Genomic DNA, 20,652 nt, shown 5'->3' on the forward strand with positions numbered 1-20,652 from the left:
TCGAGTTCGTCGACGAAGACGTCGACTACACGCACCGGATTGAAATTCCCCTCACTGAACTCCGCCGCCGTCGACCCTGGTCTTGGCTACCAGGATCGAGCGATCGACAGTCAGTCAGGCTCTGATGTCTTTGGAGAGCATCGATTTTGGAATTAGCAGGATCAGCACACAGCTAACGAGCAGGCAACCACCCAGCACATACGTGCCGTTGTTTATGTCGCCCGTCAGTGTCTCGGCAGTGGCCGTAATCATGGAACCGGTAAACCCCGAAAGGTTGCCGATTGCGTTGATCATGCCAATGCCCGCCGCTGCTGCCACACCGGACAACACCGTGCCTGGCAATGTCCAGAAAATCGGCATCAGGCTCAGCAAGCCTGAGGCGGATATGCTGAGGAAGAAAATAGACACCGGCAGGTTATGGGCAAAGATGGCGCTGCAAATCAGCCCGACCCCGCCGATGAACGCTGGAATAGCGGCATGCAGTCGGCGCTCGCCGGTTTTGTTAGAGTGCCAGGCATTGAGGGTCATAGCGACGATGGCGGTGGTGTACGGGATTGCCGTCAGCAAACCGATGTGCAGAGTATTGGAAACACCTGTGGCCTTGATGATCGTCGGCATCCAGAACGCCAGGCCGTAAAAACCCGTGTTGAATGTCAGTAGGATCAGCACCAGCAACCACACGCGACCGTTGAAAATCACATCCCGCAGGCTTGAGGCCTTGGCCGTGTTATCCCGGTCCAGGTTGTTTTTCAGCATGTTTTTTTCTGCCGCGGTCAGCCACTTGGCGTTGTCGATTTTATCGACCAGCAACGTCACCACGACAACGGCCATGATCAACGACGGGATGCCTTCGATGATCAGCATCCACTGCCAACCGGCCATACCGTGAACACCCTGCATCGCGCTCATCAACCACCCGGAAAGAATCCCGCCCAAGGTCAGGCTGATCGGCATGGCCATCAGGAAGCCCGCCATGACGCGGCTTTGCCGGTGCGTAGGAAACCAGTAGTTAAGGTAGAGAATCACGCCTGGGAAGAAACCGGCTTCGCATACCCCTAGCAGGAAGCGCAGAATGTAAAACATGGTTTCCGATTCAATGTGAAAGAACTTGGCCAGCGGTACGGTAAACGCTACAGCCATGGAGACAATGCTCCAGCTGATCATGATGCGAGCGATCCAGAGGCGCGCGCCAAAGCGATGGAGGAACAGGTTGCTGGGCACTTCGAAAAGGAAATAGCCCCAGAAGAAAATGCTCGCACCGAGGGCGTAGACGGTATTACTGAATTGCAGGTCGCTGAGCATGTCCAGCTTGGCAAAGCCGATGTTGACCCGATCCAGGTACGCCGCCATGTAGCAAAACAGCAGGATCGGCAGGATACGCAGGATGACCTTGCGGTAGGTACGATCCTCGGAGGTAAGCTCCGCCGCGCCCTCTCCGTCGAGGGGACGCTGAGATACTGATTCCATGTGTTGACCTCAAGGCATGTTGTCATGCCGATTGTTTTTGTTTTGTCTTGCGACCTTGAGTTCCTTGGACTGACCAGAGCAATCCATACGGATAAAAGGATTCTGCAAGTTGCTTGTTACCGGTAACATTTTTAATTTAGCAATTAGTTTCGGGGCAAAGCAAGCGGCCCCGGTTAAATAGTTTCAGGTGCTTTCGCGCGCCAGGATTTTGAATTCCACGACATCGGACTCCCGCGGACGCGGCAGCCCAAGGCGCTGTGCCGCAGCACTCGCCACCAGCAATTCACCGGCGCGCCGGCCAATTCGATAGGGATCAACCGATACGGTGGTGATGGTCGGGGTGCAATACCGTGAGACTTCGAAATCACCGAACCCGGCGATTGCCATGTCCTCGGGCACTCGTCGCCCTTGTCGATGGCACTCCATGATGGCGCCGAACGCCGACAGATCACTGACGCACATCACCGCTTCTGTGTCCGGCCACTTTTCCAGCAGCCGCTTCACGGATTCTCCGCCGTGACTCATGGTGATAGGCGACTCGCCATACTCCATCACCCTGGGCTCCCCTGCCCCCAACGCCTCGACAGCCTGAAGGTAGCCTTGCTGACGTTGCTGCCCACGGTGGTCGAGCACCGACGCGCCGCCGATGTAGCCAATCCGTCGATAGCCTTGCTGATACAGGTGTTCGTACAGTGCCGCTGCAGCGGCCACGTTGCTGAATCCAACCGATTGCTCAATAGGATCGGAGGGAATGTCCCAGGTTTCGACAACGGGCACTTGCGCCTGGCGTAGCAGCTTACGGGTTTCGTCCAGATGCGCGCTGCCCGTCAACATCACCCCCACCGGCCGATGGCGCAGCAACGTGCGCACCAGCAAGGCCTCTTGCTCCAAGTGGTAATCCGTGTCCCCCAACAGCAGGCACAGGCCATGTTCACTGACGGCATCATTCAGGCCGCGCACGGTGTCGGCAAAGTTCGAGCTGGCTAATGACGGCACCAGCGCCACGATAAATTCCGAACGTCCGGTGGCCAGGGTTCCTGCAGAGGCATCAGGCAGATAACCGAGCGTTTCAATCGCCTCGTGGACCAGCTTTTGCGTGCGCTCTGACACGTCGCGACCGGCCAGGACCCGGGAAACCGTCATCTTCGAAACACCGGCCAGTTTAGCGACATCGGCCATTCGCGGCGGCGTGGTGATCTTGCCTGAATCCTCGTAACTCATGAACGTCCTGTTTTTCCTGAAAATGACCGGCGGACCCTGAAAATCAACGCCGCTAACACCGATGGTCGCTGATTATACATGGGCGCCGAAACGCCTACCTCTACTCCTTGCAAGCGTGCCCCGCGCCGGTTCGAACATCGATATTGGGTCTTTACAAAAATAATGTTACCGGTAACATCGAATCATTCGAACACTGCTGAGGCTTTTTCAATCCCTGTTTCGTCGCCTTCCGCAGCGGTCACTTTCCGTCGATATACCCCTAAGAAGAGATAAACCCATGCCTGAAAAAACTCCTCCGCCCCTGCGAAGTCAACAATGGTTTGACGATCCAAGTCATGCGGACATGACTGCGCTCTACGTCGAACGTTTCATGAACTACGGTATGACGCGCGAGGAGTTGCAATCGGGCCGCCCCATCATCGGTATCGCCCAAACCGGTAGCGATCTCGCGCCGTGCAATCGTCATCACCTCGAACTCTCGCAACGCACCAAAGCGGGCATTCGTGATGCCGGGGGTATTCCGATGGAGTTCCCCGTGCACCCGATGGCCGAACAAACCCGGCGCCCTACTGCCGCACTGGATCGCAACCTGGCTTACCTGGGCCTGGTTGAGATTCTTCATGGGTATCCGCTGGACGGTGTGGTGCTGACGACTGGCTGCGACAAGACCACCCCCGCCTGCCTCATGGCGGCGGCGACGGTTGATATGCCGGCGATCGTCCTTTCGGGCGGCCCGATGCTTGATGGACACCACAAGGGCCAATTGATTGGCTCCGGCACGGTGCTGTGGCATGCGCGCAACCTGCTGGCCAGCGGTGAGATCGATTACGAAGGGTTCATGGAGATGACCACGGCGGCCTCTCCTTCGATTGGTCACTGCAATACCATGGGCACCGCGCTGTCGATGAATGCTCTTGCCGAAGCGCTGGGCATGTCCCTGCCCGGCTGCGCGAGCATTCCGGCAGCCTATCGTGAACGCGGTCAGATGGCCTATGCCACTGGCAAGCGCATCGTCGACATGGTTCGCCAGGATATTCGTCCATCCCAAATCATGACCCGCGAAGCCTTTGAGAATGCCATCGCCGTGGCGTCGGCACTGGGTGCTTCGACCAATTGCCCACCGCACCTCATCGCTATCGCGCGGCACACCGGTATCGATCTCAGCCTGGAAGACTGGCAACGCATCGGCGAAGACGTGCCCCTGCTGGTCAACTGCATGCCCGCCGGTAAATACCTCGGTGAAGGTTTCCATCGCGCCGGCGGTGTGCCTGCCGTCATGCACGAACTGAAAAACGCCGGGCGGCTGCATGAAGATTGCGCCACGGTTTCCGGCAAGACCATTGGCGAGATCGTCAGCAATGCCGCCGCCAGCGATACGGATGTCATCCATGCGTATGAAGACCCCTTGATTCAACGAGCCGGTTTCATTGTGTTGAGCGGCAATTTCTTCGATAGCGCCATCATGAAGATGTCGGTGGTCGGCGAAGCCTTCCGTAAAACCTACCTGTCCGAACCGGGCGCAGAAAACAGTTTCGAAGCCAGAGCCATCGTTTTCGAGGGCCCTGAGGACTACCAGGCTCGAATCAACGATCCGGCGCTGGACATCGACGAGCGCTGCATATTGGTCATTCGAGGCTGCGGTACCGTGGGTTATCCAGGCAGCGCTGAAGTGGTCAACATGGCCCCACCCGCAGCACTGATCAAACGAGGCATTGACTCCCTGCCCTGCTTGGGTGATGGGCGCCAAAGCGGTACCTCGGCAAGCCCGTCGATTCTCAACATGTCCCCGGAAGCCGCTGTGGGCGGCGGAATAGGTTTGCTGAAAACCAATGATCGCCTTCGTGTCGACCTCAATGCTCGCCGAGTCGATCTCCTGGTGGATGAAAACGAAATGGCACGCCGCCAGGCGGCGTTCAAACCCTCCATTCCAGCCTCGCAAACGCCGTGGCAAGAACTCTACCGACAGCAGGTTGGCCAACTCTCGACCGGTGGTTGTCTGGAGCCCGCGACCTTGCACCTGCGGGTCATCGCGCGCAGCGGCGATCCACGTCACTCCCACTGATTCGCTATTTTCGTAAAGGGTTTCGTCCATGTCCCAAACATCCGCTGTAACGACATTGTCGGCTTTGAACGTTCCGGCTCAAGACCTCGCGCAAGGCACCTGGGTCAGTCGCGTCTGGATTCCTGGCGCCAGTGCAGGGCCCGCCGTCGTCCTGCTCAAAGACGGGCAGGTCTATGACATCAGTGCCCGAGTGGCGACCGTTTCAGCGCTGCTTGAGCTCGATGATCCCGTTGCTTACCTGCGCAGCTTGGCGTTAAACGCGCCGTTGATCAGTTTTGACAATCTGCTGATCAACAGCGATGTATCCGTTCGCGACGAAACACAGCCGTGGCTGTTGGCTCCGATCGACCTGCAAGCGGTGAAAGCGGCCGGGGTTACCTTCGCCACCAGCATGCTTGAGCGAGTAGTCGAAGAGCAGGCCAAGGGCGACCCGGCCAAGGCCGATAGCATTCGCGCGACCCTGGTAGAAAGTATCGGTACCGACCTCGGACACATCGTGCCGGGCTCGTCCCAGGCCGCCGCGCTCAAGGAAGTGCTGATCAGCCAGGGAATGTGGTCGCAGTACCTCGAAGTGGGCATCGGCCCGGACGCCGAGATATTCACCAAAGCTCAGCCGTTGTCAGCGGTGGGTTACGGATCGGACATTGGTATCCATCCGAAGTCCAGCTGGAACAATCCAGAGCCCGAAGTGGTATTGGCCGTTTCCAGTCGTGGCAAGGTACAGGGCGCTACGCTGGGCAATGACGTCAACCTTCGCGATTTCGAAGGGCGCAGTGCGTTGTTGCTTTCAAAAGCCAAAGATAACAATGCGTCGACCGCGCTTGGGCCATTTATCCGGCTGTTCGATGAGACCTTCAGCATCGAGGACGTGCGCTCGGCAGAAGTCGCACTGCGTGTCGTCGGCGAGGATGGTTTCATCATGGATGGCAGCAGCTCCATGAACCAGATCAGCCGCGACCCGCTGGATCTGGTCGCTCAAACACTCAACGAGAACCATCAATACCCGGATGGCTTTGTGCTGTTTCTCGGCACCCTGTTTGCTCCCAAGCAAGACCGCGATCTACCCGGAGGAGGCTTCACCCATAAAGAGGGTGACCTTGTAGCCATCAGCAGCGCCAAGTTCGGCACGCTGGTCAACCGGGTGACAACAAGCGATCGCGCTCCGGCCTGGCAGATGGGTTATCGCGCCCTGCTCGATAACTTGCACGGTCGTGGGTTGGTTTCTGCCGCGATCAAGCCACGCTAGCCAAAACGAGAATGCCTATGAACGCCTGCACTGGACACAACTTTATCAATGGCGCACGAAGCGCCAAAGGTCACTCGCGCCTGCAAAGTTTTGACGCCACCACTGGGCAGGAACTGCCGGGCTTCTTTACTGAAGCCACGCGAGAGGAAGTGGATGCTGCCGCTCATGCGGCGGCAACTGCTTACCAAGCGTACCGCACCATGCCCGCCACTCGACGCGCCGTGTTTCTCGACGCCATCGCCGATGAACTCGACGCCCTGGGTGACGAATTCATTGCGACGGTCTGCCGGGAAACGGCACTGCCGGCCGCACGAATTCAAGGTGAGCGCGCCCGTACCAGTGGTCAACTGAGGCTGTTTGCCAAGGTGCTGCGACGTGGTGATTTCTTCGGTGCACGCATCGATCGTGCCTTGCCCGATCGCCAACCACTGCCCCGTCCCGATTTGCGCCAGTACCACATCGGTATCGGCCCAGTCGCAGTATTCGGCGCCAGCAATTTTCCTCTGGCCTTCTCCACCGCCGGCGGCGATACCGCCGCTGCGCTCGCGGCGGGTTGCCCAGTGGTATTCAAGGCACACCCTGGCCACATGGCCACGGCGCAATGGGTCGCTTTGGCAATCATCCGCGCCGCCGAACAGACGGAAATGCCGACCGGCGTGTTCAACATGATTTACGGCGGGACGGTCGGTGCCTGGCTGGTACAACATCCGGCGATCAGGGCCGTAGGCTTCACCGGATCGCTCAAGGGTGGCCGAGCACTGTGTGACATGGCAGCAGCGAGACCAGAACCTATCCCGGTGTTCGCCGAGATGTCGAGTGTCAATCCGGTACTGGTGCTGCCAGAGGCCCTCAAAACCCGCGGTGCGAAAATTGCGGCCGAGGTCGGCGCCTCTGTGGTTCAAGGGGCAGGACAGTTCTGCACAAAACCTGGAATGGTGATCGGAATACGCTCTCCCGAGTTCGATGCGTTTCTCGATGACCTAGCCCGGCAGATCAACGCTCTGCCTGCACATACCATGCTCAACGCTGGCGGGCTGTGTAATTACTCCGATGGCCTGACCCGCTTGCATGATCATCCGCAGATCCATCATCGAGCGGGGAATCTTCAAGCAGGTGGTCAGGCTCATCCACAGCTGTTCGAAGCGGACGCCGAACTGCTGATCAACCATGACGAACTGCTGCAGCACGAGGTGTTTGGCCCGGTTGTCGTCGTCGTTGCAGTCAATGACCGGCAACAGCTGCAGCACGCGCTGCACGGTTTGCAGGGACAACTTACCGCGACCTTGATTGCCGAAACCGCGGATCTGGACGTGTTTGCCGAGTTGATTCCGTTGTTGGAGCTGAAAGCGGGTCGCCTTTTGCTAAATAACTACCCGACCGGTGTCGAGGTATGCGATGCGATGGTTCATGGCGGCCCCTATCCGGCCACCTCGGATGCCCGAGGCTCGTCCGTGGGAACGCTGTCGATCAACCGTTTCCTGCGGCCGATCTGCTTCCAGAACTACCCTGACCGCTTGCTCCCGGACGCACTAAAAAACGCCAATCCGCTTGGCATTCTGCGCTTGGTAGACGGCGTCAGCACACATGAGCGTTTGCGTGAATGCGCAAGTTAGATCTCGTACGACGGTGATGTTAAATCGACCGTCTCTTGCGCTTGTGGAAAAGCCGCATCCCTGCTTCGGGCCCTTGATTGAGTGGAATCAAGGGCCTGCCCTGGATGACAGGCAGGTCAGTTCGCAGCACGCTGCCATAGCTGGCAAACGCTGCCCCATGACTTTCACGGCATTGGTTGCAATGGCAATGTGAAAGCGCTTTGGGGCGTGATTTGATTTCGTAACTGACGGCGCCGCAGAGACAGCTGCCTTGGAAAGTGCTGGTCATCTTTTGAGGCAGCAAGAACCAAATGGGTCGATTTAAACGATTGGCACGGGGAGTGTCGAATGACTGCTTCTGGCCGATTCTGTTGAAAAAGTAGCTCAGACACCCACCGGTGAGCAATGCGTGAATACCGTGGCGATCGACTATCTATGAGCCTCAACGGCGGGTAATCAACCCTTGTCGGGCAACCCGGGTCAGTTGTTTGATCATTTCGCAGGCATCCTCGACGCCGGGCGATTGAATCACCGCCAGATCGAAACTGTCGCTGGCAAATCGAGCCAGGGATTCACCGTCTTCGACAAACTGGATCAGGAACGCTGCAGGCCCACCGGTGCGACGTGGCCAGCCGTCGAGATAACGCAAGAGCGTAGGCTGATGTTTGCCGCCAAGCAGGATTTTTGGATTGCGCTGGGTGAGATGTGCCGTGATCGGCGCGGGGCGGATTACGGGGCTTAGTGCATTCATCGAGTCGTGTCTCTGCCTCAAAAGTCTGCATGGCAGGTGAGAGGCAACACCGAACCAGCGCTTTAGCGGTATTTCGAAGCCTGTTTCAAGCTTCTATCGGCAACTGAATGAGTCACCTGGCGCCCCGCAAGTAGCTGTTTAAATCGGCGCATGAGCAGCATCCTAGAGAAGCTGACCGATCAGTGTCAAGAATCACGCGCAACAAAAAGGCCCGCGCAATGCGGGCCTATTCATTGAGCCAGAGCTGTCAGCCAGCGATGGCGCGGTCGACCGACAGCTTGCCGGCGCCTTCAATCAGTACCGCAATGCTGCCACCGAGCAGGGCCAGGGCGAATTCATAACCGTTGTTGGCCATGAACAGACCGTTGCTGATGTGCACTGTAAAAATGGCGACCAGCGAGAGGAAAGTCAGACCCAGTGCTGCCGGGCGTGCCAGCAGACCTATGATCAGGGCCAGACCACCGAAGAACTCCGTACCGCCCGCCAGCGTTGCCATCAGGTAGCCCGGCGCCAGGCCGATGCTCTCCATGTACTGCGCAGTGCCCGCCAGACCGTAACCGCCAAACGCTCCGAAGAGTTTTTGCGAGCCGTGGGCAGCGAAGATGATGCCGACGAAGATCCGCAGCACAGTCAGGCCGTAGCCAGCGCGGGTAAACAGTACCTTGTTGATCAGTGAGCTCATGCTGTGTCTTCCATTTTGAGTTGTGTTGGTTGGCCGCTATATTAATCAGCAAATCAAATGTTAAAAGCGCAAAAATTTCGCCACAAACATCAGTTTAGTCGATCATTTACGCGAGGCAATTTTCTGCCCCTGGGGCTCCAACGACTCCCTCTCACGATCGAACGCCAGATAATACTTGTTCACGCTATTAACATAGCTGACAGGGCCCATTCCCACCTGCTCCATGGCGATGCGTTCGACCTGGAAGAACCACTGATTGGGATTCAAGCCGCGCCGACGAGCCTCGGCGCGCATGCCCTGAACCCGCTCCGGGCCCATGTTGTAGGCCGCGAGCACGAATGCCATGCGCTCGCGCTCGTTGAGTTTGGGGCTTGCAAAGAACTTGCGACGGATCATCGCCAGGTACTTGGCCCCGGCCTGCACATTGGCGTCGAGGTTCTGAATATTGTTGACGCCCACCCGCTGGGCCGCGGATGGAGTGATCTGCATCAGGCCTGTAGGGCCGCTGCCGCTACGTGCGTTGGGCTGCAAGGAGGATTCCTTGAACGCCAGTGCCGCGAGGTTCAACCAGTCCATGCCTTGGGCATCTGCGTGTTTCTGCAGCACCGGTCGAAGTTTCTCGAGGCGCTGACGATTGGCCTTGGCCAAGGGATAGTGCACTTGATACAGGCGTCGATAGATCCGCAGGAACGCGGCATCCTGATCCGATGGTTTTTTGTAACCGACCAGGAAGCGGTCGATGCTCGCGCGCAACATCGAGGCATCGCGGCGCACGAACCAGAACTCTTCGCCCGGTTCGCTGATGCGCACCTGCCGATCCAAACGCAATTTGGACAGGATCTTGCCCCAGCGCTCGGCAATCGGTTGCTCGACGATGGTCAGGTGAAAGATCCCACCCTGAACCATTTCCAGCACATCCTCGACCGCCAGACTGGGATCGACCCATTCGATCTTCACCGGCGGCAGTTTGTGCAAAGCGAGCTTTTGGTTGATCTGACTGACCGCGTCCCCGGCCGCACTGCCGGTGGGCAATGCCAGGGTTTTTCCAGCGAGTTGCTCGAGGCGGGTGTAACGTCGCTCACCTTTGATCCCGACCAGAACGAACGGGATGTTGCTGGCGATCGGTTCACTGGTGCTGATCGCGTGGCCCGGTTGCAGATCGAGCAATTCCCCCGGGGCGACCAGGTCCCCTTCCCCGCGCTGTAATGCGCCGATCAGTTGATCCTTGGCTTTGGGAATGATCTTGAGGGTGATTTCCTGACCGTCACGGGCGTGACCGTTGAGGTATTGCTCAAAGGCGCGCAAGCGGTGGTATTCGACACCGATGGCCTGGCCCTGGACTTCGCCGGAGCTGTTACGGCTCTGGTTGACCAGCACCCGCAGCACACGGCTGCTGCGAATTTCCGCCAGGTCACGGACCTTGGCCGCCGGCACGGCTTGCAGCGGGCCGGCCAGACGCGCAACCGCCGGCATCGGCAGCAGCAACGAACAGCACAGCAGTAACAACATCGAGGGACGTATCATCCACTCTCCGGAAAGAATACTGGGGCCGATCTCAGGAATTTTCATGAAATCGAACGACAGAAACAGAGCGCCTGGAGCGCTGGCAAAGTGCGAAAGACTGGCACAGTGATGGCATACACACCAACACGGTCTGACTCGCGGCATCAAGAGACAGCTATAACTCGTTGTAGTTCTTGGTTTTTCTTATAAATCTACAGCTCTGATATGCTTTCCGGCCTTTGGTCCGAGGTAGCACCATGCAACTCATCGATATCGGCGTCAACCTGACCAACCCCAGTTTTGCCGACAAACACCAGGCTGTTCTCGACCGCGCCTATGTGGCCGGCGTTTGCCAACTGGTACTCACCGGCACCAGTGTCGAAGGCAGCGAACAAGCTCTGGAGCTGTGCCAGCAACTGGATGAAAGCGCTCAACGGCTGTTCGCCACGGGCGGTATTCATCCCCATCACGCCAGCGACTGGAACGCCGACAGCGCACAGCGTCTACGCAGTTTGCTCAAGGAGCCGAACATGGTGGCCGTGGGTGAATGCGGGCTGGATTTCAATCGTGATTTCTCGCCCCGTCCACAACAGGAAAAAGTGCTCGAAGAGCATCTGGCGATGGCGGTCGAGCTGCAATTGCCGGTGTTCCTCCATGAACGGGACGCCAGTCAGCGTTTGCTGGAAATCCTCCGTGATTACCGTGATCAGTTACCGGCCGCGGTGGTGCATTGCTTTACCGGTGAAAAGAAGGCGCTGTTCAGCTATCTCGACCTGGATTTGCACATCGGCATCACGGGCTGGATCTGCGACGAACGCCGGGGCACGCATCTGCATCCGTTGGTGAAAGAGATCAAACGCGGGCGCTTGATGCTCGAGAGCGACGCGCCGTATCTGTTGCCGCGCAGCTTGCGACCCAAGCCGAAAAACGGGCGCAACGAACCGGCGTACCTGACCGAAGTGCTACGTGAAGTGGCGTTGCATCGCGGGGAGAGCGAGGAAGACCTGGCCGCTCACACCACCGCATGCGCGCGGGCATTTTACGGGTTGCCTTCAATACCTCAGTAACCACCCATCTCCTGTGGGAGCGAGCCTGCTCGCGAAAGCGGTGGGCCAGTCAGCATTGAGGTGACTGCCAGACCGCAATCGCGAGCAGGCTCGCTCCCACATTGGAATGATGGTGGTAGTTGACACACATCAAGAGTTGTCCCCCTGAGTAGCGGCACAATACTGGCACCTTGCCAATGCTGTTTCCGCTATCAGAGAAAACCTTCCATGGGTGCCTGGCTTAGCAACATCTCGCTGAAATACAAATTCTGGGCGGTCAACGCGGTCGCCTTCGTTACCACCCTGTTGCTGGTGTTGTACGCCGTACAGCTCGAACAGCAGGCCCGCAGCCACGCCTCCCAGGCGTCGGCCCAGGCTCAGGCGCGATTGCTTGGCGCCTGGCCTGTCGGGCAACCGCTACCGAAGGCCGATAACCTGCTGACCTTCAGTCGCGGGCAGGCGCCGTTGCTGAACCAGCAACCGGTATTGGAACTGGCCGATGCCAACGGCTGGGTCGAGATCGACTCCATGCCGCTGTTGGGCAATAACCCGCTAATAGGCGCCGAAGTATTCACTCGCACCGATGGCAATCCAGTTGCGGTGATTGCCCATGGCCCGAGCCTGACCCAGGTGTTCGGCGAGCGTTTCGCCAACTACGCAGTGGCGGTGTTCATCCTGATGCTGGCGATGCTTGGTTCTTCGCAACTGCTGATCCGCTTCCTGCTCAGCCAGCTCAATACGCTGAAAGACGTGATGCTTCACGTCGAAAAAACCGGCGACCTCTCGGCCCGTGTCCCGCTGGCCTGCGCTGACGAAGTCGGGCAGATGGCCCACGCCTTCAACGCGATGCAGGCCGGTTATCAGCGGGTAGTGAACACCGTCGCCAGCACCGCCCGGCAACTGGATGTCGGCGCGGCGCGGCTGGCGTCGAGCATGAACGAGGTGCGTCACGGCATGCTGGGCCAGCAAAGTGAAACCGATCAGGCCGCCACGGCGATCAACGAAATGACCGCCACGGTCTATCACATCGCCCAGCATGCCGGCGCCACCCGCGACCTCTCACAAACCGCCGATGCTCTGGCTGGCAGCGGGCAGGAAGTGGTCAGTCGGGTACAGAAATCGATTGCCGGGTTGTCCAGCGGGGTGCAGCAGACCGCCGAAATGATTCAGCGTCTGGCCGAAGACAGTCAGAAGATCAATGGAGTGGTCAATGTGATTCACAGCATCGCCGAGCAAACTAATCTACTGGCCCTGAACGCGGCCATCGAAGCGGCCCGTGCCGGTGAAATGGGACGCGGGTTTGCGGTGGTCGCCGATGAAGTGCGCAACCTGGCCAAACGTGTGCAGACGTCCACAGACGAGATCACCCTCATGATTGCTGCTTTGCAGGCCGGCACCCGGGATGCGGTGGACTTTATGCAGGAAAGCTCGTTCAAGGCCGACGATTGCGTACAGCAGGCTCAAGAGGCCGGTGCAGCGCTGGCGGAAATCACCACTGCGGTGGCGCAGATGCGCGAAAGCAATACGCAGATTGCGGTAGCTGCCGAGCAGCAGAGCCAGGTGGCGGAAGAGATGAATCGAGCGGTGGTGAGCATTCGCGATGTGACTGAAAACACTGTGCAGCAGACGGTGGATTCGGCGACAACCAGTAATGAATTGGCGGCGATGGCTGGGGAATTGAGCAAGGCTATCGGTCAGCTCAAACTGTAAGGCCCTCATCGCGGGCAAGCCCGCTCCCACAGCATTTAGCGCTGTTTCAATATTTGCGCATTACCTGTGGGAGCGGGCTTGCCCGCGATAGCGTCAGCTCAATCAACATCAATTCCGAACATGCCCCGCTATCACTTCGATAGCCAGCCTTGATTCGCCGACGGCCTGCACCCGGCCTATTCTTTGTTCAAGAGCCTCAACGAACCAAGGATTACCATCATGGGCAAACGTCATCCCAACCTTCCCGCCTGGCAATGGCGAGCGTACCCGAACAATCACCAGCACCCGACCAATCTGGTGCTGCACCTGATTGCCGTGCCGCTGTTCATCGTGGCGTTTCTGCTGATTGTTTGCGGGGTATTCGGCCTGAGCTTTGCGAACTTCGCGATTGGCGTCATCGGCTTGCTCGCTGCGCTTGGCCTGCAACGCCACGGTCACCGCCTGGAGGCGCAAGCCTGCGAGCCGTTCAGTGATCGCAAAGATGCGGTGTCACGCTTGCTGGTCGAGCAGTTCCTGACCTTCCCACGGTTTTTCCTGAGCGGCGGCTGGTGGCGCGCCTGGAAGGAACGCCACCGTCGTCACTGATTCAGGCGAAAATCGTCACGGTCTGCCGGCTCATGGCAATCAACTGACCGTCCGCGCTCCACAGCTTCGCGGCCGCGTGACCGTAGCCGTCGGCGGCATGCTCGATTTCGACGAAGTATTTGCACCAGTTCAGCGTGCTCAACTCAAGCAACGGCTGAACGAACTCGATGGTCCAGGTCAGCGTGCTGCCCATTGCCGGTTTCTTCAGATGCGGCAACAGCGCCGGCGGCCAGGCGTCCACCAGCGCCAGAATATGCGATTCACTGACGGCCTCTTCCTTCACATCCCCACGCAAGCGCACCCAGCCACCCATCTCGCGGGATTTGTTGCCGGTGAACGGCAGACCGCCGACGCTCCAGCGCATGGCTAAGTGACGCATGAATTCCGGGGTCACGCCTTTGAGGTAAGGCAGTTCCTGGCAGTCGTCCCAGTGCTTCATTTCGGGTGCAGGCTCGGCCGTCACTGCCACTTCCGACGGTCGCGAGGCGCCGAAGCTGCCCTGGACCAACGTCACCACCTGGCCTTTCTGCATCGCTCGGCCCAGCACCTGGCTGACAGCCTTGCCTTCGCGCAACACATCGACTTCGAAACTGACCGGCACTTCAGGCTCGACCGGCCCGACGAAGGTGATTGCCAGCGAGCGTACCGGACGATCCGCCGGAACCTTTGCGCGCATGGCTTCGTACTGCAAGGCGGCCACCAGGCCACCGAAACTGGCCCGCCCCTGAGCCCATTCGGCCGGGATAGACAGCTCCAGCGGCTGGCTGCGGACAGCATCGAGCAGATCGGAAAAGCGCATAAAAACCTCTAAGGCAGGAAAAGGATGAAGGGATCTTAACCAGCCGTTGAGGACGGCACAGCGCTTATTCCGGCCAAAAGTACTGACAGAAGAGCCGCGCTTGGCTCGAACACACGTTCCCTGTTAAACATCAAACTAATGCGGGAGCGGGCTTGCCCACACCGGGTGGTGATCAGGCCCATTCGTTTTGCAGCGTTCTCAGGATTTGAAGCAAGAGGCGCTGAGTTTGTCGAGGACGCGGTCGGCGCGGCTTTCGGCCTTGGCCATGGTGGTTTTCCAGAGGGCGATGCAGGGCTGCAAATCAGCTTCCTGTTCGGCTTTGGCCAACCATTGCCAGCAATCATGCCAATCACCCAGGGCGCCCTGTGCCGACTTCAATCGGGGCATCGCCGCTTTCGGCAATCGATCGAGTTCGGGATAGGCTTCGATGCCATAGCGCACGCGCTTGATCAGCAGGCGCAGACGATGGCGATCATGGGCAGGATCATGCAAAGCCTGGTCGAGTTTCTTCCATTGCTTGGCCAGACGCTTCTCGATGCGTTTGCGCAAGCCCTTGAGCAAGCCCTGACGCTGGGAGGCCCGCAGAAAACGCGGAAAGGCATCAAGGATCATCAGCAACTGCGCCAGCTCCGGGCTCACCGATACCACCGGATAAGCCTCGGCCATCTGTGCCATACGCCGTTGCGCGGCCTCGGGTTGATCGTGCTGCAGCAAGTACGCCGCCAGCACTTCGCGATCGCGCAACGGTGTGGTCAGGTCGCCGACCCCGGAGGCCGCCGCTTCCAGCTGTTCAACCCCCGGCAAGCCGCGCAATGGCCGCAACAGACTGCGCAATCGGCGAACCGTGGTGCGCAGGTCATGCAAGGCTTCAGGGTCGGTGCGCGCACTCAAGCGCGCCTGACAGGCCAGCAGCCGAACTTCCAGGCCCAGGACTCGAGCCACCAACCGATCAACCAAGCCAGACATCACTTGCTCCCTGAATCGAATTTCCCCTATTGCCTACATCACGCCTCAACGCCCGGCGCGCGACTCACGAATGTAGAAACGCGCCTTCTCGGCCTTCTTGGTGCAGCCCTCAAACGCTTCGAATTGCTGTTGGGTCTTGGCGCCGGTCAGCAACGACAGGGCCTTGGAGTAACTGACGGTCCCGGCAAAACCTTCAGCCTTGGCCAGGTCCAGCTCATGCCACGCGGCATCGATCCCGCTACCGCAGCTGTCACGGTAAGCAGTTTTACCGGCACAACCGGCGAGTGCCAGGGCAATCAAAGGCACACAGATCCAGGCTTTCATCACTCACACCTCAAAAAATAGGTAAACAGTTATGCAGGTAAGACGGTCTGATGCGTGAAAAGTGCCTTGGCCCCGCAGCAGAAACGCTAGCGCCTGAGAGAATACCCATCTGCCGCCGTTGAATGTCGAAAAAACGACGCCTTCCCCCACCGAGCGACCTTAGCGATTGAAGCGCGCCCCTTGATGGGTGCATTGTTGAACCTTGTCAGACGAGGGCGATTCATGAAAAAGCGTGTCGCACTGGTGCTGGGCTCTGGCGGGGCCCGGGGCTATGCCCATATCGGGGTCATTGAAGAGATTGAGCGACGTGGCTATGACATCGCCTGCATTGCCGGTTGTTCCATGGGCGCCGTGGTCGGCGGGATCTACGCTGCCGGCAAACTCAATGATTATCGCGACTGGATCGAGAGTCTGGACTACCTCGACGTCTTGCGCCTGGTGGACGTCAGTTTTCGTCTGGGCGCGATTCGCGGGGAGAAAGTGTTCGGGCAGATCCGCAAGATCGTCGGTGAGATCAATATCGAAGACCTGCGCATTCCCTACACGGCAGTGGCCACTGACCTGACCAACCAGCAGGAAATCTGGTTCCAGGAAGGCTGTCTGCACCAGGCCATGCGCGCCTCGGCAGCGATTCCCAGCCTGTTTACCCCGGTGATGCAGGGCAATCGCATGCTGGTGGACGGCGGTATCCTCAACCCTTTACCGATCGTGCCAGTGGTGTCGAGCCATTGCGACCTGATCATCGCGGTCAACCTCAACTCCACCAACCAGCGCCACTATCAATTGCCGGTGATCCAGCGCCCGGCGGCGTTCAAGACCCGTTTCGACAGCCTGATCAACTCGCTCGGTTCTAAATTGCCTTTCCGTCGCAAGCAGGCGGAACAATTGCTGCTGCTGGAAAAGGAAGCGTTGATGGCAGAGGCAGCCGAGATCAACCCTTGGGTCGAATCCGCCGAACCCGAAGCCCAGCAGCCGGCAGCCGCCCCTGAACGCGACGGCGCGCCGAAGTCCGCCACCGGTTCTTTCATCATCGACAACGTCGGGCCGGCGTCCTTGCTGGACCTGATCAACCAGAGTTTCGAGGTGATGCAGACCTCATTGGCGCAGTACAAAATCGCCGGGTATCCGCCGGATATCTTGATCAACGTGCCGAAGCGCGTGTGCCGGTTTTTCGAGTTCTATAAAGCACCGGAGCTGATCGCGCTAGGGCGGGAGATTGCGCGCGACACGCTGGATCGGTATGAGAATGAGCAGAAGCGGGATTCTTGAAAGGCGATCGTTCCCACGCTCTGCGTGGGAACGATCAAGCATCAAGCAATCGATACCCTACCCCCGCCTCGGTCACGATAAACCGCGGTTGAGTCGGATCATCCGCCAGCTTCTGCCGCAAATGCCCGACCACAATCCGCAAATAGTGACTGTCTTCGGTATGGGTCGGCCCCCAGATGTCCTTGAGCAGTTGCTGCTGGGTAATGACCCGCCCCGGATGCCGCGCCAGTTGCGCCAGCACTGCGTATTCCTTGCGGGTCAACGCCACTTCGGTGCCATCGAGCAGCACCCGGCGATACGCCAGGTCCACGGTCAACGGGCCGAACGTCAGCGCCGCTTGTTGGGCTTCTCCCGCCGGGACCTGACGCAGCAACGCACGCACCCGCGCAAGGAACTCCTGAATACCGAAGGGCTTGGTCACGTAGTCGTTGGCGCCGCCGTCCAGGGCCTCGACTTTCTGCCCTTCACTGGCGCGCACCGAGAGCACCAGCACCGGCACCGTCGACCATTGACGGAACTCACGCAGCACTTGCTGGCCGTCCATGTCCGGCAAACCGAGGTCGAGCACCAGCAGGTCCGGCTTGTTCAGCGCCGCCTGCGCCAGGCCTTCGGTGCCGGTACCGGCTTCCAGCACTTTGTAGCCTTGGGAGGCGAGGCTGATGCGCAGGAATTTGCGGATCTGCGGTTCGTCATCGATGACCAAAATGGTCGCGGTCTGGCTCATGGTTTCTGATCGCAGCATGGAGATATCCAAAGGGTATCAGGCTTCACTTTCCAACCCCGGCTGTTCCTGCAACGGCAAGTGAAGGGTGATGCAGGTGCCGCGTCCCTCGATGCCGTCGGCGACGCTGATCCGCCCGCCATGAGCACCGACCATGCCCTGACAAATCGCCAACCCCAACCCGGTGCCCTGCCCGCCCCGATCACCGCGCGCGGCGGTGTAGAACATGTCGAAAATCTTCGCCCGCTCCTCTTCCGGTATCCCCGGCCCCTCGTCGCTGACCGAGAAAAACAGCTCGCTGTCGTCGGCCCCTGCGCACAATTGCAGGCGCCCGTGAGACGGTGAAAACCGCGCGGCGTTTTCCAGCACATTGACCAGCGCCTGTTCGATCAGCGCGGCATGGACAAAGAGCAGCGGCAACTGCGCCGGTACATCGGTGCTGACCTGCAACGGCGCCAGCACCGCGCGCAGGCGATTGAGTGCACTGCCAACGATGTCGGCCGGCGACACCCAGTCCCGCGCCAGCTTCAAGGCGCCGTGACCGAGGCGGGTCATGTCCAGCAGGTTTTGAATGTAGCGATCGAGGCGCTCGGCTTCATCGCGAGTGCCTTCGAGCAGTTCGCGGCGATCCTCCAGCGGGATGGCTTCACCCAGGGCCAACAGGCTGTCGATGCTGCCGCGCATGGACGTCAGCGGCGTGCGCAGATCGTGGGACACCGAGGCCAGCAAAGCGCTGCGCAGTTGCTCGGTTTCGCCATGCAGCCGCGCCGCTTCCAGGTCCTCGGCCAACTGCGCTCGCGCCAGCGCCTGGGCCAGCGGCTGACTCAATGCGGTGAGCAAACGGCGGCGCTGACCGCTCAAGGTCTGGCCTTCTTTGGCGCACACGCCGAGCAACGCCAGCGGCCCGTCTTCCACCGACAACGGCCACCACCACCAGCGTCCCAACGGTAGCGTGCCGGTACCCGCGCCCGCCGGTTGATCGTGTTGCCAGGCCCAATCCGCGGCGGCGCGTTCGGCTTCGGAGAACTCAAGCGGACCGCCGGTCTCGACTTTCCAGCCACCCTGGCCATCGTGATTGAGCAGGCACAGTTGCAGATCGCTCCAGCCGTTGAGGTGCTGGGCGGCGGCGCTGACCACCGCCTGGCGATCGGTAGCGGCCGTGAGTTTGCGCGACAGGTCGAGCAGCTCGGTGGTCTCTTCCTGAGTGTCGCGCAACGCTTGCAACTGGCGCCGTTGCCGCGCTGCGAGATTACCGGTCAGCGCCGCCATCAGCAGGAAAAACAGCAAGGTCAGCACGTCTTCTTCGCGCTGGATGCTGAAGGAGAAGTTAGGCGGGATGAACAGGAAGTCATAGGTCAGAAACGACAGCGCCGCACAGGCCAGTGCCGGGCCGAGACTGCTTCGCACCGCCACCAGCAGAACGGCAGCGAGGAATACCAGCGAGATGTTCGGCAGCGGCAAAACACTTGCCACTGCCCAGGCCAAAGCACTGGCCAAAATCGTAGCGACCACGGCCAATGCGTAGTCAAACCAGACCAACGCCTGCGCCGAACGCTGGCGTGGCGGGTGTTGTTCGTGATCGCTGTCGAGGACGTTGATTTCCAGTCCGCGAGCATCGCGCAGCAAGCGTGACGCCAACCCACCACCAAACAACCGCCGACGCAAACGCTGCCGGGACTGGCCCACCAGCACCAGACTGGCGCGGCGTTCGGCGGCGTGTTGGATCAAGGTTTTCGCCACCTCGCCGGCCCGCAACAAAACCACTTCGCCGCCGAGCCGTTCGGCCAGTTGCTGGGCGCTTTGCAGGCGCAGACGAGACTGCTCGTCGCGCACGCTGCCGTTGTCCACGTGCACCAGGCTCCATGGCAGATGCCGACGCTGGGCGACACGACTGGCGTGACGCACCAGGCGCTCGGCCTGGGCATCGCCATCGACGCCGACCAGCAAACGACCACGCACCGCCGGCGCAGCTTGCCCCAATTGGCGATACCCCTGGGCCAGGTCGTTATCGACCTGGGCCGCGGCGGTTTGCATCGCCAGTTCGCGTAGCGCCGTGAGGTTGGTCTGGGTGAAGAATGCATCGATGGCCGCCCTCGCCTGCTCGGGCACGTAGACCTTGCCATCGCGCAGACGCTCAAGCAGTTCGCGCGGCGGCAGGTCAATCAGCAACAGCTCAAAGGCTTCTTGCAGGACCCAGTCCGGCAGGGTTTCGCGAACCTGCACGCCGGTGATCCCGCGCACTTGATCGTTGAGACTTTCCAGGTGCTGAACGTTGACCGTGGTGAAGACGTCGATGCCAGCGGCGAGCAGTTCCTGAATGTCTTGCCAGCGCTTGGCGTGGCGGCTGCCGGGGGCGTTGGTGTGCGCCAGTTCGTCGACCAGCACCAGTTTCGGCTGGGCGGCGAGCAGGCCGTCGAGGTCCATTTCTTCGAGCATCACGCCACGGTATTCCGAGCGCACCAACGGCTGCTGGGGCAAGCCACCTAGCAGCGCTTCGGTTTCGGCGCGGCCATGGGTTTCGACCACGCCGGCAATGACTTTCACGCCCTGGCGCAGTTGGGTGTGGGCCGCTTGCAGCATGGCGTAGGTCTTGCCGACACCGGGTGCGGCGCCGAGGAACACCTTGAGCCGGCCACGGCCATCCCGGGGTAGATCTGCTAACAGCGCGTCGGCGCGGCCGGAATCACTCATGCTTGAAGTTCTCTCTA

17 protein-coding genes and 1 pseudogene are annotated in these 20,652 nt (G+C 59.7%); 7 read left to right on the plus strand and 11 right to left on the minus strand.

Annotated features, from left to right (window positions below):
• Positions 1 to 114: 114 nt before the first annotated feature.
• Together FQ185_RS11700 and FQ185_RS11705 are read right to left on the minus strand one after the other, a co-directional pair.
• The gene (locus FQ185_RS11700; protein ID WP_149417577.1) at positions 115 to 1,467 is read right to left on the minus strand and encodes an MFS transporter; all 1,353 of its coding nucleotides are present in this window, start codon (positions 1,465 to 1,467) and stop codon (positions 115 to 117) included.
• Between the two features lie 183 nt (positions 1,468 to 1,650).
• Positions 1,651 to 2,688, minus strand: a complete 1,038-nt coding sequence (locus FQ185_RS11705; RefSeq protein ID WP_149417578.1) for a LacI family DNA-binding transcriptional regulator — start codon at positions 2,686 to 2,688, stop codon at positions 1,651 to 1,653.
• Positions 2,689 to 2,965: 277 nt separating this feature from the next.
• Here FQ185_RS11705 and FQ185_RS11710 point away from each other — a divergent pair, with 277 nt between their 5' ends.
• The 3 genes from FQ185_RS11710 to FQ185_RS11720 are packed head-to-tail and all read left to right on the plus strand — an operon-like array spanning position 2,966 to position 7,609.
• Positions 2,966 to 4,750 carry an IlvD/Edd family dehydratase gene (locus tag FQ185_RS11710; protein WP_149417579.1) on the plus strand — a complete coding sequence of 595 codons (1,785 nt, stop codon included), beginning with the start codon at positions 2,966 to 2,968 and terminating at the stop codon, positions 4,748 to 4,750.
• 28 nt (positions 4,751 to 4,778) lie between these two features.
• Positions 4,779 to 5,996: a fumarylacetoacetate hydrolase family protein gene (locus FQ185_RS11715; RefSeq protein WP_149417580.1), complete on the plus strand. Its 1,218-nt coding sequence runs from the start codon at positions 4,779 to 4,781 to the stop codon at positions 5,994 to 5,996.
• Between the two features lie 17 nt (positions 5,997 to 6,013).
• A complete protein-coding gene (locus tag FQ185_RS11720) occupies positions 6,014 to 7,609 on the plus strand; it encodes an aldehyde dehydrogenase (NADP(+)) (protein WP_149417581.1) in 1,596 nt (531 codons plus the stop codon).
• 111 nt (positions 7,610 to 7,720) lie between these two features.
• Here the strand turns inward: FQ185_RS11720 and FQ185_RS11725 are convergent.
• The 4 genes and pseudogenes from FQ185_RS11725 to FQ185_RS11740 all read right to left on the minus strand — a co-directional run.
• Positions 7,721 to 7,877: pseudogene (locus FQ185_RS11725) on the minus strand (GFA family protein); the annotation flags it as partial.
• Between the two features lie 153 nt (positions 7,878 to 8,030).
• Positions 8,031 to 8,339 (minus strand): class I SAM-dependent methyltransferase, encoded by a 309-nt coding sequence (locus FQ185_RS11730; protein ID WP_149417583.1) that lies wholly within the window; start codon positions 8,337 to 8,339, stop codon positions 8,031 to 8,033.
• A 247-nt stretch (positions 8,340 to 8,586) separates the two neighbouring features.
• Positions 8,587 to 9,021: a DoxX family protein gene (locus tag FQ185_RS11735; RefSeq protein ID WP_149417584.1), complete on the minus strand. Its 435-nt coding sequence runs from the start codon at positions 9,019 to 9,021 to the stop codon at positions 8,587 to 8,589.
• A 102-nt stretch (positions 9,022 to 9,123) separates the two neighbouring features.
• Positions 9,124 to 10,545: a transglycosylase SLT domain-containing protein gene (locus FQ185_RS11740; protein ID WP_149417585.1), complete on the minus strand. Its 1,422-nt coding sequence runs from the start codon at positions 10,543 to 10,545 to the stop codon at positions 9,124 to 9,126.
• 236 nt (positions 10,546 to 10,781) lie between these two features.
• On the opposite strand from FQ185_RS11740, the gene FQ185_RS11745 reads away from it, so the two are divergent.
• From FQ185_RS11745 to FQ185_RS11755, 3 genes are all read left to right on the plus strand, one after another.
• Positions 10,782 to 11,591 (plus strand): TatD family hydrolase, encoded by an 810-nt coding sequence (locus FQ185_RS11745; protein ID WP_149417586.1) that lies wholly within the window; start codon positions 10,782 to 10,784, stop codon positions 11,589 to 11,591.
• A gap of 207 nt (positions 11,592 to 11,798) precedes the next feature.
• The gene (locus FQ185_RS11750) at positions 11,799 to 13,280 is read left to right on the plus strand and encodes a methyl-accepting chemotaxis protein (RefSeq protein WP_149417587.1); all 1,482 of its coding nucleotides are present in this window, start codon (positions 11,799 to 11,801) and stop codon (positions 13,278 to 13,280) included.
• A 219-nt stretch (positions 13,281 to 13,499) separates the two neighbouring features.
• A complete protein-coding gene (locus FQ185_RS11755) occupies positions 13,500 to 13,865 on the plus strand; it encodes an Mpo1-like protein (protein ID WP_149417588.1) in 366 nt (121 codons plus the stop codon).
• Position 13,866: 1 nt separating this feature from the next.
• Here FQ185_RS11755 and FQ185_RS11760 read toward each other — a convergent pair whose 3' ends face one another.
• The 3 genes from FQ185_RS11760 to FQ185_RS11770 all read right to left on the minus strand — a co-directional run bounded on the left by FQ185_RS11760 (position 13,867) and on the right by FQ185_RS11770 (position 15,954).
• Positions 13,867 to 14,664 (minus strand): acyl-CoA thioesterase II, encoded by a 798-nt coding sequence (locus FQ185_RS11760; RefSeq protein WP_149417589.1) that lies wholly within the window; start codon positions 14,662 to 14,664, stop codon positions 13,867 to 13,869.
• A gap of 198 nt (positions 14,665 to 14,862) precedes the next feature.
• Entirely contained in the window at positions 14,863 to 15,630 is a 768-nt protein-coding gene (locus tag FQ185_RS11765) for a CHAD domain-containing protein (RefSeq protein WP_149417590.1), read from the minus strand.
• Between the two features lie 45 nt (positions 15,631 to 15,675).
• Positions 15,676 to 15,954, minus strand: coding sequence for a hypothetical protein (locus tag FQ185_RS11770; protein WP_045058957.1), 279 nt, complete (start codon positions 15,952 to 15,954; stop codon positions 15,676 to 15,678).
• A 222-nt stretch (positions 15,955 to 16,176) separates the two neighbouring features.
• On the opposite strand from FQ185_RS11770, the gene FQ185_RS11775 reads away from it, so the two are divergent.
• Entirely contained in the window at positions 16,177 to 17,223 is a 1,047-nt protein-coding gene (locus FQ185_RS11775) for a patatin-like phospholipase family protein (RefSeq protein ID WP_149417591.1), read from the plus strand.
• A gap of 34 nt (positions 17,224 to 17,257) precedes the next feature.
• Here FQ185_RS11775 and FQ185_RS11780 read toward each other — a convergent pair whose 3' ends face one another.
• Both FQ185_RS11780 and FQ185_RS11785 read right to left on the minus strand, forming a co-directional pair.
• On the minus strand, positions 17,258 to 17,947 hold the full coding sequence (locus FQ185_RS11780) for a response regulator (protein WP_149417703.1): 690 nt from the start codon (positions 17,945 to 17,947) through the stop codon (positions 17,258 to 17,260).
• Positions 17,948 to 17,983: 36 nt separating this feature from the next.
• Positions 17,984 to 20,635 (minus strand): sensor histidine kinase KdpD, encoded by a 2,652-nt coding sequence (locus tag FQ185_RS11785; protein ID WP_149417592.1) that lies wholly within the window; start codon positions 20,633 to 20,635, stop codon positions 17,984 to 17,986.
• Positions 20,636 to 20,652 lie beyond the last annotated feature (17 nt).

This window comes from Pseudomonas sp. ANT_H12B (genome assembly GCF_008369325.1).
Classification (GTDB): domain Bacteria; phylum Pseudomonadota; class Gammaproteobacteria; order Pseudomonadales; family Pseudomonadaceae; genus Aquipseudomonas.

Coding starts and splice junctions, on each gene's coding strand:
- FQ185_RS11700 (WP_149417577.1), bottom strand. CDS start 1,467: ATGGAATCAGTATCTCAGCGTCCCCTCGACGGAGAGGGCGCGGCGGAG.
- FQ185_RS11705 (WP_149417578.1), bottom strand. CDS start 2,688: ATGAGTTACGAGGATTCAGGCAAGATCACCACGCCGCCGCGAATGGCC.
- FQ185_RS11710 (WP_149417579.1), top strand. CDS start 2,966: ATGCCTGAAAAAACTCCTCCGCCCCTGCGAAGTCAACAATGGTTTGAC.
- FQ185_RS11715 (WP_149417580.1), top strand. CDS start 4,779: ATGTCCCAAACATCCGCTGTAACGACATTGTCGGCTTTGAACGTTCCG.
- FQ185_RS11720 (WP_149417581.1), top strand. CDS start 6,014: ATGAACGCCTGCACTGGACACAACTTTATCAATGGCGCACGAAGCGCC.
- FQ185_RS11730 (WP_149417583.1), bottom strand. CDS start 8,339: ATGAATGCACTAAGCCCCGTAATCCGCCCCGCGCCGATCACGGCACAT.
- FQ185_RS11735 (WP_149417584.1), bottom strand. CDS start 9,021: ATGAGCTCACTGATCAACAAGGTACTGTTTACCCGCGCTGGCTACGGC.
- FQ185_RS11740 (WP_149417585.1), bottom strand. CDS start 10,545: ATGATACGTCCCTCGATGTTGTTACTGCTGTGCTGTTCGTTGCTGCTG.
- FQ185_RS11745 (WP_149417586.1), top strand. CDS start 10,782: ATGCAACTCATCGATATCGGCGTCAACCTGACCAACCCCAGTTTTGCC.
- FQ185_RS11750 (WP_149417587.1), top strand. CDS start 11,799: ATGGGTGCCTGGCTTAGCAACATCTCGCTGAAATACAAATTCTGGGCG.
- FQ185_RS11755 (WP_149417588.1), top strand. CDS start 13,500: ATGGGCAAACGTCATCCCAACCTTCCCGCCTGGCAATGGCGAGCGTAC.
- FQ185_RS11760 (WP_149417589.1), bottom strand. CDS start 14,664: ATGCGCTTTTCCGATCTGCTCGATGCTGTCCGCAGCCAGCCGCTGGAG.
- FQ185_RS11765 (WP_149417590.1), bottom strand. CDS start 15,630: ATGTCTGGCTTGGTTGATCGGTTGGTGGCTCGAGTCCTGGGCCTGGAA.
- FQ185_RS11770 (WP_045058957.1), bottom strand. CDS start 15,954: ATGAAAGCCTGGATCTGTGTGCCTTTGATTGCCCTGGCACTCGCCGGT.
- FQ185_RS11775 (WP_149417591.1), top strand. CDS start 16,177: ATGAAAAAGCGTGTCGCACTGGTGCTGGGCTCTGGCGGGGCCCGGGGC.
- FQ185_RS11780 (WP_149417703.1), bottom strand. CDS start 17,947: ATGAGCCAGACCGCGACCATTTTGGTCATCGATGACGAACCGCAGATC.
- FQ185_RS11785 (WP_149417592.1), bottom strand. CDS start 20,635: ATGAGTGATTCCGGCCGCGCCGACGCGCTGTTAGCAGATCTACCCCGG.